Annotated in this window: 14 protein-coding genes and 1 other annotated feature; of the genes, 3 read left to right on the forward strand and 11 right to left on the reverse strand. The window is 37.5% G+C overall.

Features of this window, described 5'->3' with window-relative positions:
- Positions 1-7: 7 nt before the first annotated feature.
- Entirely contained in the window at positions 8-619 is a 612-nt protein-coding gene (locus tag ACFSCX_RS13900; protein WP_377928855.1) for a class D sortase, read from the reverse strand.
- An 88-nt stretch (positions 620-707) separates the two neighbouring features.
- Positions 708-1952, reverse strand: a complete 1245-nt coding sequence (gene tyrS, locus ACFSCX_RS13905) for a tyrosine--tRNA ligase (RefSeq protein ID WP_377928856.1) — start codon at positions 1950-1952, stop codon at positions 708-710.
- A 44-nt stretch (positions 1953-1996) separates the two neighbouring features.
- Positions 1997-2203: a binding site (T-box leader), on the reverse strand.
- A gap of 761 nt (positions 2204-2964) precedes the next feature.
- On the opposite strand from tyrS, the gene ACFSCX_RS13910 reads away from it, so the two are divergent.
- Complete coding sequence (locus ACFSCX_RS13910; protein ID WP_377928857.1) at positions 2965-3474, forward strand: DinB family protein; 510 nt, start codon at positions 2965-2967, stop codon at positions 3472-3474.
- 293 nt (positions 3475-3767) lie between these two features.
- Here the strand turns inward: ACFSCX_RS13910 and ACFSCX_RS13915 are convergent, their stop codons facing one another.
- From ACFSCX_RS13915 to ACFSCX_RS13955, 9 genes are all read right to left on the reverse strand, one after another.
- On the reverse strand, positions 3768-4685 hold the full coding sequence (locus ACFSCX_RS13915) for a helix-turn-helix transcriptional regulator (protein ID WP_377928858.1): 918 nt from the start codon (positions 4683-4685) through the stop codon (positions 3768-3770).
- Positions 4686-4818: 133 nt separating this feature from the next.
- Positions 4819-5286 (reverse strand): DUF4367 domain-containing protein, encoded by a 468-nt coding sequence (locus ACFSCX_RS13920; RefSeq protein WP_377928859.1) that lies wholly within the window; start codon positions 5284-5286, stop codon positions 4819-4821.
- 444 nt (positions 5287-5730) lie between these two features.
- Entirely contained in the window at positions 5731-7500 is a 1770-nt protein-coding gene (arsA, locus tag ACFSCX_RS13925; RefSeq protein ID WP_377928860.1) for an arsenical pump-driving ATPase, read from the reverse strand.
- Positions 7501-7514: 14 nt separating this feature from the next.
- The gene (gene arsD / locus ACFSCX_RS13930) at positions 7515-7865 is read right to left on the reverse strand and encodes an arsenite efflux transporter metallochaperone ArsD (protein WP_377928861.1); all 351 of its coding nucleotides are present in this window, start codon (positions 7863-7865) and stop codon (positions 7515-7517) included.
- A gap of 64 nt (positions 7866-7929) precedes the next feature.
- Complete coding sequence (gene arsC / locus ACFSCX_RS13935) at positions 7930-8349, reverse strand: arsenate reductase (thioredoxin) (RefSeq protein WP_377928862.1); 420 nt, start codon at positions 8347-8349, stop codon at positions 7930-7932.
- 13 nt (positions 8350-8362) lie between these two features.
- Positions 8363-9658: an arsenic transporter gene (locus ACFSCX_RS13940; RefSeq protein ID WP_377928863.1), complete on the reverse strand. Its 1296-nt coding sequence runs from the start codon at positions 9656-9658 to the stop codon at positions 8363-8365.
- A gap of 14 nt (positions 9659-9672) precedes the next feature.
- A complete protein-coding gene (locus tag ACFSCX_RS13945) occupies positions 9673-10017 on the reverse strand; it encodes an ArsR/SmtB family transcription factor (RefSeq protein ID WP_377928864.1) in 345 nt (114 codons plus the stop codon).
- A 130-nt stretch (positions 10018-10147) separates the two neighbouring features.
- Positions 10148-10654 carry a hypothetical protein gene (locus ACFSCX_RS13950; RefSeq protein WP_377928865.1) on the reverse strand — a complete coding sequence of 169 codons (507 nt, stop codon included), beginning with the start codon at positions 10652-10654 and terminating at the stop codon, positions 10148-10150.
- On the reverse strand, positions 10641-11120 hold the full coding sequence (locus ACFSCX_RS13955) for a hypothetical protein (RefSeq protein WP_377928866.1): 480 nt from the start codon (positions 11118-11120) through the stop codon (positions 10641-10643). The genes ACFSCX_RS13950 and ACFSCX_RS13955 overlap by 14 nt, the downstream gene beginning before the upstream one ends.
- Positions 11121-11632: 512 nt before the next feature.
- Here ACFSCX_RS13955 and ACFSCX_RS13960 point away from each other — a divergent pair.
- Both ACFSCX_RS13960 and ACFSCX_RS13965 read left to right on the forward strand, forming a co-directional pair.
- Positions 11633-13018, forward strand: coding sequence for an L-cystine transporter (locus ACFSCX_RS13960; protein WP_377928867.1), 1386 nt, complete (start codon positions 11633-11635; stop codon positions 13016-13018).
- Between the two features lie 181 nt (positions 13019-13199).
- Positions 13200-14489 (forward strand): MDR family MFS transporter, encoded by a 1290-nt coding sequence (locus ACFSCX_RS13965; protein ID WP_377928868.1) that lies wholly within the window; start codon positions 13200-13202, stop codon positions 14487-14489.
- Positions 14490-14546 lie beyond the last annotated feature (57 nt).

Raw genomic sequence — 14546 nt, forward strand, 5'->3', positions numbered from 1 at the left:
AAATCCACTAAGGACTAGTGGATTTTTTATGTTGCTTTACGATTAATTCACTTGTAATAATATAACGCTTTGGAGCGGGACCAATAAACTGGAAGGGATAGCAGGTTGTTAATGTGAGCATTCCTTTTGGCTTTGGTGTATTCACCGTGCGATCATTGGCATCTACTATACGTATTTTTTTAATTTTGTAAAGGAATTCGCCAGCTTCTGTCCTTACAATTAGTTCATCCTGTAGCTTAAGTTGATCTAAGTTTCTAAAGACGGTATCCCTATGACCTGATAAGATAGCGTGATTATTTTCACCTGGTAAAGCGCTTCTATATACATGTCCAATACCCTTCTTCAATACATCCTCAGACGTCCCTTGGTAAATTGGCAAGTGCTTTTTAAGTTTTGGAATGTAGAGGTCTCCGAATTTATCTCCTATAACGGGAATAGTATAATATAGATTAACCTTTTTCTGTTCATATACCTTAACATCCTCTTTAGTCTTTATTTCTGAGGGGGAAGAGGATGAAGCGGTATAGCCCACTAAGAAAGTATAAATGTTCGAAATAATCATAACAGCACCGACTGCCATGATAAAAAGAGATATCTTGTTCTTCAGCATATTTACCATATTGTGACCTCCATAGCCTCTATTCTTATTAAGATGTGTAAGCTATGGAGGATTATTCAATCTTGAGGGTCGTTATAGGGAGTAGGAGTTACGTAGTCAGCTTTACAAACTTTCTTTTACCCACTTGTATGATAAGATCATTTTCAACAGTAATGGATAAAGTGTGGTCCATCACCTTTTCACCATTCACCCTAACCCCACCATTTTCAATCATTTTTCTTGCTTCACTTTTAGAGGGTAATAACGTTAATTCGACTAATAAATCTAGTATGAGAGCTGTGCTTTCTCCTTCCCAAACAACTTCAGGTATATCATCTGGAATTGTTCCCTTTTGAAACACTGCTTTGAAGTGATCTTCAGCTTGATTAGAAGCTTCCAGTCCATGGTACATCCTTACAAGGGTTTTTCCAAGGTACATCTTTGCATCACGAGGATGGAGCTTCCCTTCGGTCAAATCACTGGCAATCGATTCTTTTTCATGTACGTCAAGGTCAGTGGCAAGGTTGAAGTATTTAATAATTAATTCATCTGGAATGGACATAGTCTTTCCATACATATCGCTTGGCTCGTCGTTCACTCCGATATAGTTATGCTTTGATTTTGACATTTTTTCAATCCCGTCTAAGCCCTCAAGGAGAGGGAGAAGGATGACAACTTGCTTTTCCTTATCAAAGAACTCTTGAAGGTGTCTGCCCATTAGTACGTTGAAATGCTGATCGGTTCCACCTAACTCAACATCACTCTCTAATTCAACCGAGTCATAGCCTTGCATGAGAGGGTAGAAGAACTCATGTAAGGAAATAGGCTTTCCGGTAGATAGACGCTCAGAAAAGTCATTTCTCTCTAATAATCTTGCTACCGTAATAGAGGCAGATAGTCGGATAATATCTTCTAAATTTAAGGACGATAACCATGTTGAATTGTAAAATAGCTCAACCTTTTTCATATCTAATACCTTGCCAAATTGTTCGAAGTACGTTTGGGCGTTATGTTTTACTTGTTCATTTGTTAATTGCTTTCTTGCCACAGATTTTCCGGTAGGGTCGCCAATTTTTCCTGTGAAATCACCAATGATTAATTGAATGACATGACCATTTTCCTGAAATTGTTTTAATTTATTTAACACGACGGTATGTCCAATATGAACATCTGGAGCCGAAGGATCTAATCCTAATTTGATCTTTAATGGCTTTGATAAGAAAATAGATTTTGCAAGTTTGTTTTTAAATTCTTCGGCGGGAATAATCTCGTGAACACCGTTATGATAAATCTTAAACTGCCTCTCAACTTCTGCAAATTGATCACTTGTTAACTTCTCTAAAAAATTCTCCATCAATGTTCCCTCCTGTTTTAGAAATAAAAAAACCACGCCCCTAAGAAAGGGACGTGGTTTACGCGGTACCACCCTTATTGAAGATTGCTCTTCCACTTGTGTATATAACGGTATATCCGTTCTTTGCTACGTATCGTTCACAAAGAAAGTTCAAGGAAGTAATTCATTCTTATCTGTGTACTGATTTTCACCAACCATCAGCTCTCTAAAACAGGGAGATAAAAACTACTGTATCCTGTCATAACTTCTTCATATAAAATTGTATTGGATGATTTTTATTATATTAGCTGAATTGAGGGAGATATTCAAGGGTAAATTTGTAGTGATTTTTTTCCATTTAAGGATTAGCTTGAGAATTCTATCAAATAAATAGCGATCTTGTTAGCTTCATTTGGAAGTAACAAGATCGCCTATACTATTTCACTAATATCCACTTTTATTGTCCTTTCTAGGAAGCTACTATTTGGCAAGAGAGCTTTCCTTGTTCGTTCATTTGAGAGTCCCAGCATATGTAGTATGCCTTCGCCTTTCTCTATTTCAATGGCATCACCTTTTCATGATTGACTTGTTAATAAATTCCCATGTATCGGTTTTGAAACATGTTGCCTAACGCTACTTCATTGGATTCCCTCTTTTCTAAAATAGTAGGTTGATCATACATACCCATGTACCAGTTGTACATTTCGCCTTTCGTTTTTTCAATGGAATCACGCCCTTCCTTATTGTGAATTCAAGGTTTATGATGTTTTTTTGATTTCACTTGTTTCACCTTCCTTTCTTTAACTTGTCCTAATCATACATTATTTATCTGTAAATTGTAAATATTCAAAATATTTAATATTTTGCTGTTTTTGTCGATTTTAGTCATGTTTTTGACTTCTATCTAAATCAGACTCTTTTTTTTGAAGATTTACAAATAAATTTTTTCACCAAGAAAAGGTAATTTTTCAAGGAATTATTTTAGGAAACGCCGAATATAAACACTGTAAACATATAAAAAGGGGGTAATGGAATGAGTAGAGTAATCAATGTTCAGAACTTGATTGATACAAGAGAGAATTTAGTGAAGGAAATTTCCTCGTTAAAATGGGAGGAGTTAAATGAAAAACAAACAAGTGAAGAATGGAGTATCGGTCAAGTTTGCCACCATTTAATTGTATCTGAAACAGTGTTTACAAAGGCGATAGTTTATGGACTGAAAAAGAATGATCAGGTTAATGTGGAACAAAAACAAGTAGATTTAACGTTAGATCGCAGTCGAAAGATAGACGCTCCTGAAATCGTTCTTCCTCATGATGGTCCTTTTGATTTACATAAACTTCTTGAAGGATTGCAAGAATCGAGGAGTAAGCTTCTACATGTGTTAAATTCCTTAGAAGATCATTCCATTTTATGGGAGAGGGCGACGAAACATCCAATCTTCGGTGAACTCGCCTTAAATCAATGGGTCGATATTGTGTATTTACATGAAGAGAGGCATATTGAACAAATTAAGGAATTGAAAGCATTACAGGTGAAATAGCATGAATAATAACTAAGGAGAGTTCCTCCGGTATGATGTAAGAATATGGCACTAGTTAAAATCCCACCAAAGGTCGTTTGGCGGGATTCATTTTTGTTAACGATTAGGAAGTAAAAGGTTTATTACTATCTGATTACGTTTTCTTTAGTAATCTGGCTCTAGCGCCAGCCAAGATGAACTTGCAATGTCCTTGCAAGTTCATCTTTCTTAAGGCTACCTGACATAGACAAATGTGAAATTCACCCGTTTTTCAATGTCAGAACGTGGCTGCACATGGGCCCCTTTGCATTTGTTTATTTTGAAAGCATGGCTGAAACTAGTTTACTCAACGTTTCTTTATGAATAAATGGAGCGAGACCTGCTAAAAAATCAGGCGACATTTCTTCAACACCTACATTTTGAATGTGAGTTTCAAGCTGTTCCTTTCGTAAAAAAGGAGCGAGGCTAAGGAGGAGGCTAGGTCTCACTTGTTTTTCTTCAGAGCGCTCTAGGATGTAGTCAAGGGTATCTGAGCTCATAAAAGGAGCCAATCTACAAATGGTTTGCACATTAATCTGGTTGAAATCTGCTTTTTTTACAAAAAAATCTACCTGTTCTCGCCCTAAGAAAGGTGCTAAGGATACTAAGGTTTCGGCACCAATTGATCCATCGGCACAGCTCTCTACTAATAAGTTCAATGTTTCATCTGCAATAAAGGGAGCGATGCCCACCAGAAAATCTGGTGTGATATCTTCTGCAATTGCATCACGAACTATCTGATCTAACAGCTCTGAGCTTAGAAATGGAGCGAGGCTAGTTAGTGTATCTAGGTGAAATTTTGAAGTGTGTAATTTCTCTGTTAACTTATCCAGAGTACTTGTCTTAATGATGGGAGCAACATCGATAAGCTCATCTAATTGTACTTCATTAGAGTTAATTAGTCCTGCTACTTGGTCGATTTGATTAGATGATATGTTTTCAACAATTGTTCCTAAGTGACGATGATTCCAATTTTCTTTCGCTTCCCCTGCATTCATCATTTCGTCAATCGTTTTGTTGAATGTTTGAGCAATTACTGGGAATGTACCAATATCAGGTAAAGATTCTCCTCGTTCCCACTTTGAAACAGCCTGATGAGTAACGTTTAATTTCTCTGCAAGCTCTACCTGTGTAAAGTCTTGTTCCTTCCGAAGCTTTGAAATATAAGCCCCAATTTTACGTGCATCTAGCATCTAAAAACCTCCTAGTGAACAATGTACAGTGCGCCCTGTCACCCTCATCTTAACACCTGCTCTATTACACAGCTATCAACTAGTAGTTGAATATGATGATATATCTCCTCAACTGTCAGTAGAATTAATGCCATCATCTAAAAGACATGGCCATCTCCATCATTTCTTCTTTAGATAACTGTGATGGACCTTCGTAAACAATGGAGTACTCCACATCATTTATTCGCCAGCTAAGCATTTGGTTATGCTCATTTTCTTGATAATACGCTGTTGTTCCGTCTAAAAGTCTTGTTTGTTCATCCCAGCTAGAAACATTATGCCAACCGATTTGACTAGTAACCCATACAGTCACACGCTCATTTTCATTTTCAAAAATCATTTTTACTCGATTATATAGACTAACCTTTGCATAGTGATTATTAGACTGGATAGGGAGATAAGTAGGACTTGAGACGTCGAAAGGGACAAACCAACTTGCCATTTGAATCGGTAATCTCACTACACTAAAAAAAATACCAAGGATGATAAAGAGGCCTAAAAGTATAGATAAAATCTTTCTCGTTTTTAGTGCTTTTTCAAAACGATCTTCATGGGTTAACACAGGTTACACTCCTCTCATCAATGCTTCCTTCCATCATTTTACCACCTTATCAAAGGAGAGGGGGAACCAAAAACAAAAAAAAGAAAGCTAACAAAATAGCTTTCTTTTAACAACAATCGGATTCAGGCATGCCTGTAAAAATAAGGCCATCCTCGCGTACATCCAACGTTAAGGTGTCTGTCATCGCTAAAATACGTTGATCAATGGCAACTGTAATTCCATTCACTGTTTTTACTTCATCATCATTTTCTGGCTCATCCAGAGTCAGTCCTAATTTAGGCGATCCTCAGCCATAGCCTGCGAAAATGATTCGAATGTTACTAGCATTATGTTCTTCAAGAAATTCAAGTAATTTTGTCTTTGCTTCGTTTGAAATATTCATGGAAACCCTCGCTTTCTCCATTAGTATAAACGGTATGGGTATTTAGATACAAATAATTATAATTACTCTAACGATTGGAGGATGGATTCATAGCCAACCTTCTCTTCTGGAAACCATGGGAGAATCGTACATTTAGTAGCTAATTCACTTGTTACTTTTTGAATCCAAGCTTTTTCAGCCTTTGCTCTACCGTTTAGAATAGGGTCAATGGTTTTCGTAGTATACAACGATTGATTGATGATCCACCAGGTTGGAATAATATCAGCCCTTTTTAAATCTTCCTGAAGCCTGCTTGCTTCTAACACTGGTGTAGCTTCTGCAAGTGTGACGATGACAACACTCGTTTCTGTTTTGTTTCGAAGACGAGGAAGAAGGTTCCTCACACTTTCTGGCACTTCACCAGTAGAACGGGCGATTTCTTTATGATAGGCCTCTGCCGCATCCAAAAGTAATAGTGTATGGCCCGTTGGAGCAGTATCGATAACGATAACCTCGTCCTTTGATTTCTCAACCATCGCAGCAAATGCACGGAACACAGCAATTTCTTCTGTACATGGGGAATTTAAGTCTTCCTCAAGGTAGGCAAGAGCTTCTTCATTTAGTGTAGCACTTGCGTTACGTACAACTTCATTCTTATAAACTTCAACTTCATGAGTTGGATTAATACGGCTAATGGTTAGGAGATCATTGTTATTCTCAGCTTGAAACATCAGGTCAAGGTGGGCAGCTGGATCAGTTGTGGTTAAGTGTACCTTGTGTCCTTTTTCAACTAATCCCACTGCTATCATGGAAGCCACTGTTGTTTTCCCGACTCCTCCCTTTCCCATGGTAAAAATTATTCTCGTACCTTGTTCAGAAAAAGAAGAGATTAAAGATTTTATAGAGGAAACTGATTTGTCATCAATGACCGTTTCTTCAGTCATAGTAGACATTTCATTGGAATTTGAGAACAAGAGTCGCAAATGCTCCAAGCCTGTAAGTGTATAAGAAACAAAAGGCAACGAGAATGTTGTTATTTCCTTTAAGCCGTTCGGTATGTTCTCTATTGCTTCTTGCTGCCGTTTATAAAAGGCATGTGATATAGGATCATTTTCTATTTGCCTCTGTAAGACCCCGTTAATGATAAGGCGCTGGTTGTTAATACCTAATTCACGTAGTTCCTTTGAGGCTCTTTCAGCCTCATAAAAGGATGACGACTCGGGTCTTGTTACAATCAGTAAGGTGGTTTGACTAGGATCAGATAAAGCATTGACTGTTTTTTCGTAAATCTCCTTTTTCTCACCTAACCCAGAAAGAGGACCAAGGCAGGAAGCTCCGTGTGTACTCTCTTCCAAATATCCACTCCAAGCAAGGGGTAATTGCAAAAGGCGAATGGTATGGCCAGTAGGTGCCGTATCAAAAAGGATGTAGTCATACTCTTCAACTAAATCCGTATTTGTTAACAGGTTTGTAAACTCATCAAATGCGGCAATTTCAACTGTACAGGCGCCAGATAATTGTTCCTCCATCGTGACGAGTACAGATTGTGGTAATAAACCGCGATAAGGCCCAATCACTCTTTCGCGATATTTACTTGCAGCCTCTTCAGGGTCTAAGTTACAGGCATACAAATTCTCAGTATGGGGAATCTGCTTTGGTTCACTTGTCAGTTCAATCTCAAAAACATCCTGGAGATTTGAAGCAGGGTCTGTGCTAACAATCAATACCTTTTTACCGAGGTCGGCTAAGCTAACTGCAGTTGCGCAGGCAGTAGATGTTTTCCCAACGCCACCTTTTCCGGTAAAAAAGAGGAATGGGGTATGGCTGACAGACTGGGGCTCAAACATTTGCATGAATAGTGTTCCTCCTATAATAGTCTTGTTTTGGAAGCTGGTTCTTGTAGATCTTGTTCGTTTACATGAAGCCATTCTGCAAACTCTTCATTCGATGGGTACTCTCCAATTTTTACAGCTTCACCATTCAATAGTGTGATTGGCAAGGCATCAGGGCCTTTTTCGTGAAGAAGGGTGTTAATGACTTTATTTTCAACAAACATCCTAGGTTCAGTTCCAAGATTAAATCGTTTTATATAAAAGCCTTTATTTTCAAGAGTGAAAATAGTAGAGGCAACTCTTGTGAGTTCAGGATCCACAGATGGTCCACATACTCCTGTTGGGCAGCACAATGCAGGGTCAAAGATCTCAATTTTGTTGGTCATATGAATTCTCCTTTTTCAATCTAGTAAAAAAACAGTCGAGAAGCTTTGTTCTCGACTAGCAACATTATTCACCTGTTTCAGAAAAGCGCTTAATACGGTCTCCAATTTCATCACGAACGCGCTGGAAGAATGCCCATTTTTCTTCATCCGTACCTTCAGCTTTTGCTGGGTCGTCGAATCCCCAATGAACACGCTTAATGTGAGGAGGAGTAACAGGGCAATGGTCAGCAGCATGACCGCAAAGTGTCACAATTAAATCGGAACGGTCTAATATATCCTTACTAATGACATCAGATGTTTGCTTAGAAATATCAATGCCTGCTTCCTGCATAGCCTTTACAGCACTCGGGTTTAATCCATGGGCTTCAAGACCCGCACTATACACATCCCATTCGTCACTTAAATATTGTTTCGCCCATCCTTCTGCCATTTGACTTCGGCAAGAATTACCTGTACATAGGAAATAGATTGTTTTTTTTGTCATCTTAATAACTCCTTTATATGAATAATAACCATAAATATAGCCCTACAAGAGTGATAAAGAGGGTTGGAATTGTTAGGATAATTCCCACTTTAAAGTAATAACCCCATGTAATTTTGACGCCTTTTGTAGACAGGACATGTAACCATAAAAGTGTTGCTAGAGAACCAATAGGGGTTATTTTCGGTCCTAAGTCAGAACCTATGATGTTTGCATAGATTAAGGCTTCCCGTATAGTACCCGATGTATTAGTGTCAGCAATTGCTAATGCATCAATCATGACAGTAGGCATATTATTCATGAAAGAAGAGAGGATTGCTGCAATAAAACCCATTGATATTGTTGCAATAAAAAGACCTTGGTCAGCTGCAACTTGAATAAGATCAGATAATAGATTTGTTAGACCCACATTTTTAAGGCCGTATACAACAACGTACATTCCGATGGAGAAAAATACAATTGCCCATGGTGCGCCTTTTAGGACTTTCTTTGTTTGGACAGCAGGACTGTCCTTCGCAATGACTAAGAAGATAATGGCGATGGTTCCTGCAATAAAGGAAACAGGAATACCAATAAATTCACTTGCGAAATAGCCAATCAGAAGAATGGATAACACGAGCCAAGAGAGCTTAAATAGCTTTTGGTCCTTTATTGCTTCGGTCGGTTCCTTTAGCTTAGAAAGGTTATATTCATTTGGAATACTTTTTCTGAAAAATAGATACAGAACAAGAATGCTAGCACCTAATGAGAAAAAGTTTGGAACGATCATCCTACTTGCATACTCTGCAAATCCGATAGAAAAGAAATCGGCTGATACGATGTTTACAAGATTACTAACAACAAGTGGAAGTGATGTAGTATCTGCGATAAACCCACTTGCCATAATAAATGGAAGGATCATTTTATCTTTAAAGTGTAAGGCTCTTACCATCGCTAATACAATCGGTGTTAGTATAAGTGCTGCACCGTCATTGGCAAAAAAGGCAGCCACAATAGCTCCTAGAATCGTAACTAGTAAGAACATTTTCAGTCCATTTCCTTTTGCAAAGCGGGCCATGTGTAGTGCTGACCATTCGAAAAAGCCAATTTCATCAAGTATGAGTGATATAATGATGAGGGCGATAAAGGTAAGAGTAGCATTCCAAACAATGCCCGTAACATCCACGACATCTTGTAAGGTAACAACACCAAATAGTAAAGCGAGTATTGCCCCTCCACATGCAGACCAACCTATTGATAAATTTTTAGGTTGCCAGATGACAAGGACTAGGGTGAGTAGAAAAATGGTGATAGCTGTAATAGTTAAATACAATGTTTTCCCTCCAATTACTCACAAGAGATTCTTAATCCCTGTTCTTCCAATTCTTTTAATTTATTATCTTGATTTGGTAAGTGTTGAAGTAGATCTTTGACGAAAGGATACAAGTTATTTTCTTTATTTAACGCGTAGAAAATCCACTGACCTCTTCTCGTTTCTTTCACAACACCTACATCTTTGAGCTTACGGAGATGCTGACTAATGGCGGGCTGACTCATTTGAAATATCTCTACAAACTCACACACGCAACAATCGTGAGAGTCTAAAATCTTAATCATCGTTAATCTTGTTTTATCACCAAGGAGCTTCAGTAATGGAGCGGCATGATCAATCTCAACTATATGATTATTCAAAACTATTTTCACCACCATATTGATAAATAGAAAAATAAATATATAAGCATTTGATTATATGTTAAGAGAAAGTTAGTAAGATTTCAAGCCTGATTATGTTAAGAAAGTGTAAACCTGTTTACACGGTAGATTAAGTACCCGCTCTCCATTTTCCCTCGAAGTAAGTAAGAAGGTGGTAAAAACAGATGGTGAAAACTTTTAGAGATAAATAAAAAGGAAAAGAGTATAAAAATTTATATCCATTCAGATAGTGGTAAGCTCCCAAAAGATGGCCAATCCCTTCAAGACACATTCCTCCAAGAGACCAAATTACAATATAAAATAGGATTTGAAAACCTTTAAGCTGAAATCGATTGTAAATATAGATAAACAAAAAACTGGAAGGACCATAAGCTAGATAAGAGATAAAGTCAAATACAGAATAATTAGAAGTATCATTAACGTCATAAAAATTAAACGGTTCTACACTAATCGTGTGATCTAGAAGCATCCCAAGGTATGATCCTAACGTAAAATAGGTAATGGCTTTTGCAAGAGAAAACTGCTTTGGAAGCTTAATCATGATAATCAATCCGCCGAGTAGCAGGAGAAGGAAATACCATTCATTTGCATTAAATTGAGTATCATAAACTTTCAATTGCCTTCTCCTTTCTATGGACTTTCATTATGATTCTCGAAGTAACGATACAAATCATAAATAATATGAAGATTTCAAGGGTATTGTACCAATTGTTCCATTTTACATATTTGTATAAATGAAGATATTCACCTAGATTTTCAACGGAGAAGATGAACAGGATTCCAAGTCCTAACAATAGTCCTTTTGTTTTGGCAGGAAGGTGGCTAAACAATATGTTCGTAACAATTAGTAATGTTCCAGGATAAATAATGGTTCTGTACAAAATATAAGCAATAAATAGAACATGCTTAGTTGAAGGCTCAATAAGTTTTAGATTTACTCCTACAATGGAAAAGGAGTTTTTAATAGCAAGAGAAATGATAAAGAATAGAAATACATTTTCGATGGGGGACAATGGCTTTGGAAGAAGGAAGATCGTCATGCACACAAGCCATGCCAACGTAAAATAAATAACAATCTCCATACAAACAGTCCTTTTTGCTTATATTTGCACAGCTTCACCATTCTTATGCTTACTCCCTTGGATTTTTAACGCTAAAAACGCACCGATTACCTCCGGTGCGTTTTTGGCGTTAAAGTTTAATATATCCAGTTTTAATACTCTACACGTATGCTTATGATCTAACCTCATTAAAGATAATTAGGAAGAAATCATTCTTGTTAATCAGTCTGAATCAATAAAAAAATCCTGGGTTTTACCTCGCATAATAGATGATAAATTAGAGTTGAAAAAAATCTAGTTAATGGGATGAAGCTAAATAAGATAATTAAATTCATAAGGAACTGAAATGGCGACGCTTCTTTGCTATGTCTGAGGGAAAACGGAGCGCCCTGAGCCTTTTGTTCTTAATTCTATTAAAATTATCGGAATAAAACACTTTTGTCCTCTAATATCTTAATATAAATAGCTTTTTGGGGAAAGGAGGGATACAAGCGATTAGATAGGCTTAAAACATTACGATAGGAGTGATAGGTATGACCGCAATCTTGACCATCTTGAATGTTGTCATTATGGTAGCGCTTATTTTTGGGTTATTTACCATGCAAAAGAAACATGTGTCATTTTCAAAACGCGTTTTTGCTGCTCTAGGTATTGGTATAGTCCTTGGTGTAGTTCTGCAATTAATGTATGGAGCATCATCAGAGGTCATCAAAAATTCAGTTGATTGGTTTAATATAGTCGGAGTAGGATATGTAAGGCTACTCCAAATGGTTGTCATGCCTCTTGTATTTATTTCAATTTTAGCTGCGTTTACAAAATTAAAGTTATCCCATAATATTGGTAAAATTAGTGGACTTATAATTGGTATATTAGTAGGTACAACAGCAATTGCAGCAGCTATTGGTATAGGAACTACTGCCGTTTTTGATTTAGAGGCGATTGAAATTGAGCAAGGAGAAGCAGAGCAGGCACGAGGAGCGTCATTAGAACAAAGACTTGAGAGTGTTCAAGATATGACTCTTCCGCAGCAAGTGATTCAATTATTACCAGCGAACCCATTTTTAGATTTCACAGGTGATCGCCCAACTTCAACGATTGCAGTCGTTATCTTCGCTGCTTTCATTGGCTTAGCCTTCTTGGGGGTCAAACGAAAAGAACCAGAGGCTGCAGAGTTTTTTGCGAAAATCGTAAATACCCTCTATTCCATCACAATGAGAATCGTTACAATCATCTTACGTCTTACACCATATGGGGTCCTCGCGTTAATGACAAGAGTGACTGCTACAAGTGATTACGGTGCTATCATGAAGTTAGGTGAATTTGTAATAGCTTCATATGTTGCTCTACTTATTATGTTTGGCGTTCATTTATTACTACTCATTTTTGCAGGGTTAAATCCTGTTACGTATGTAAAAAAGACATTTCCAGTTTTGCTATTTGCCTTTACCTCACGCACAAGTGCAGGTACACTTCCGTTAAATGTTAAGACTCAATCACAACGGTTAGGAGTACCTGAGGGAGTGGCGAACTTCTCTGGTTCACTCGGGTTATCGATTGGGCAAAATGGATGTGCAGGTATTTATCCAGCCATGTTAGCGGTTATGATCGCACCAACAGTTGGTATAAATCCACTTTCGCCATCTTTTATCTTTACGCTGATTCTTGTCGTGGCTATTAGTTCTTTCGGTGTTGCAGGTGTTGGTGGTGGCGCGACATTTGCAGCCCTTATTGTTCTCTCGGCTATGGATCTTCCAGTTGCATTAGCTGGATTACTTATCTCAATCGAACCTTTAATTGATATGGGCCGAACAGCCGTGAATGTAAGTGGAAGTATGACTTCGGGTGTATTGACGAGTAAAATAACCGGCGAGTTAGATGAGACCGTTTATATTGGCGAACAAGAAGCGATTGAAGCGTAAGGAATGGCACCAATATAATTACGATTGGGATAAATGTCAAACATTTAGAAGGTATGTGGGAAGCCACATACCTTCTATTATTTAAATAGTTGTAAATATGAGGAATTTTATTTCCACAATCGAAAGAATTAGCTTATAATCTCTTTATGCTTTTAAATTACCAGCGATGAGGTTATAGATCATGAAAATTAAACATTGGGATGTAAACTTAAAGGTTCGCTTGTACGGTGAATTTTTTGTGAATGTTCTATTTTGGATGTTCTTCCCGTTTATGGCCATTTATTTCTCAGACGAATTCGGAAAAGGGATGGCTGGGTTACTATTAGTCGTATCACAAATTTTTGGAGTGTTAGCTAATTTAGTTGGCGGATATTGTGCCGATCATTTTGGGCGTAAAAAGATGATGGTGATTTCTTCGATTGGTCAAGGGTTCTCATTTTTAGTGTTTGCATTTGCTAATTCTCCTTGGTTAGATGCTCCGATGTTAAGCTTTATCTGCTTTACTATAAACGGGATTTTTGGCTCTTTCTACTGGCCAGCTAGCATGGCAATGGTAGCAGATGTAGTGGAAGAGAAGGATCGAAATTCTGTATTTGCTGTATTTTATACTGCTATTAATATTGCTGTAGTATTTGGCCCGGTAATTGGGGGAATATTCTTCTTCCAACATCGATTTGAATTACTTTTAGCAGCGGCTGTAACGAGTTTTGTTGTAGGATTACTATTGCAGAAGCTTGTGAGGGAAACCTCTCCTGCCTTAAGGGAGCAAAAAATTAAAACGAATGAACAGCTTTCTTGGTACGGAGCTGTGGCCAAACAGGTAGCAAACTATAAAGTGATTTTTAAGGATAAAACATTTTTATTATTTATAGTAGCGGGTGTTCTAGCAGCCCAGACGTTCATGCAATTAGATTTAATTATGGCTGTGTATACGAAGGAACTAGTTCCGATGCAAACTTTATTATTACTTGGGGACTGGGACATCAGAGTGGGTGGAGAAAAAGCATTTGGATTAATTGTAGCTTTTAATGGTTTATTGGTTGCACTATTCACCGTATATATTACAAAACAGGCCGATAAATTCAGAGAGCGTGATGTGTTCATTGCCTCTTCACTACTTTATGGTGTAGGTATTTTTATGTTTGGTCAAACGACTCTGATCTGGTTACTTCTAGTGGCCATGGTAGTTTTCACGTTAGCAGAAGTAATGGTAGTGGGAATTCAACAAGGATTTGTGTCTAAGCTTGCCCCTGAACAGATAAGAGGTCAATATTTTGCTGCAGCTAGTTTGCGTTTCACAATTGGACGTACAATTGCACCATTTACTCTCTCCATTTCGCTTTGGATTGGATATACAGGTACATTTATTATTTTGACTATCTTGTGTGTAGTAAGTGCACTGATTTATTATGTGATGTATCAGCAGTTTGAGAAAAAGAAGACAGTAGCAGTCGAACGAGTAACCGTTTAACATAGAGGAATGCTTCCTCTATGTTTTTTTATATCTAAACAAATTTAAGGTTGACAT

It is taken from the genome of Bacillus salitolerans, assembly GCF_042680805.1.
In the GTDB taxonomy this organism is placed as follows: Bacteria; Bacillota; Bacilli; order Bacillales; family SA4; genus Bacillus_CJ; species Bacillus_CJ salitolerans.

What these genes read in the sequence shown, in the direction of transcription:
- ACFSCX_RS13965 (WP_377928868.1), top strand. Translation starts at nt 13,200, where the DNA reads ATGAAAATTAAACATTGGGATGTAAACTTAAAGGTTCGCTTGTACGGT.
- ACFSCX_RS13915 (WP_377928858.1), bottom strand. Translation starts at nt 4,685, where the DNA reads ATGCTAGATGCACGTAAAATTGGGGCTTATATTTCAAAGCTTCGGAAG.
- ACFSCX_RS13910 (WP_377928857.1), top strand. Translation starts at nt 2,965, where the DNA reads ATGAGTAGAGTAATCAATGTTCAGAACTTGATTGATACAAGAGAGAAT.
- arsA (WP_377928860.1), bottom strand. Translation starts at nt 7,500, where the DNA reads ATGCAAATGTTTGAGCCCCAGTCTGTCAGCCATACCCCATTCCTCTTT.
- arsC (WP_377928862.1), bottom strand. Translation starts at nt 8,349, where the DNA reads ATGACAAAAAAAACAATCTATTTCCTATGTACAGGTAATTCTTGCCGA.
- ACFSCX_RS13900 (WP_377928855.1), bottom strand. Translation starts at nt 619, where the DNA reads ATGGTAAATATGCTGAAGAACAAGATATCTCTTTTTATCATGGCAGTC.
- arsD (WP_377928861.1), bottom strand. Translation starts at nt 7,865, where the DNA reads ATGACCAACAAAATTGAGATCTTTGACCCTGCATTGTGCTGCCCAACA.
- ACFSCX_RS13955 (WP_377928866.1), bottom strand. Translation starts at nt 11,120, where the DNA reads ATGGAGATTGTTATTTATTTTACGTTGGCATGGCTTGTGTGCATGACG.
- tyrS (WP_377928856.1), bottom strand. Translation starts at nt 1,952, where the DNA reads ATGGAGAATTTTTTAGAGAAGTTAACAAGTGATCAATTTGCAGAAGTT.
- ACFSCX_RS13960 (WP_377928867.1), top strand. Translation starts at nt 11,633, where the DNA reads ATGACCGCAATCTTGACCATCTTGAATGTTGTCATTATGGTAGCGCTT.